The following is a 317-nucleotide window of genomic DNA, read 5'->3' as shown; positions in this document are numbered from 1 at the left end:
TTGAAGGAATGGTGGAGATGTGTTTCGATGGGTCCGGTGGCCATGCTCCGCCCGCCGCCCGGCACCTCTTCCCAGACTCAGCCGGACGGTCGGTCCGTCTATTCCGTTTTTTCTTCTAGGCTAGGCCAGCGGGGCATCGCCCCTCTCTGCGCGCGCCCTCTCGATGAGCCCCGGCGTCAGGTCGAGATCGCCGAGCGGCACGTCCTCCACGCCGTAGGCGTCCAGCAGCGCCGCCGCGTCCTCCCCGAGCATCGCCCTGAAGGCGCGCGCGGGCGTCGCGAAGCCGAGCGCGCCGCGGGGCTCGGAGTTCACGTGCG

At 70.0% G+C, this 317-nt stretch carries 1 pseudogene; it reads right to left on the bottom strand.

Features of this window, described 5'->3' with window-relative positions:
- Positions 1-120: 120 nt before the first annotated feature.
- Positions 121-317 (bottom strand): annotated as a pseudogene (locus tag ACTQ05_RS09635) (IS30 family transposase); the annotation flags it as partial.

It is taken from the genome of Collinsella sp. LCP21S3_A9, from assembly GCF_052118785.1.
In the GTDB taxonomy this organism is placed as follows: domain Bacteria; phylum Actinomycetota; class Coriobacteriia; order Coriobacteriales; family Coriobacteriaceae; genus Collinsella.
The sequence above is the reverse complement of the archived record's forward strand: the minus strand, read 5'-3'. Positions and strand labels throughout refer to the sequence as shown.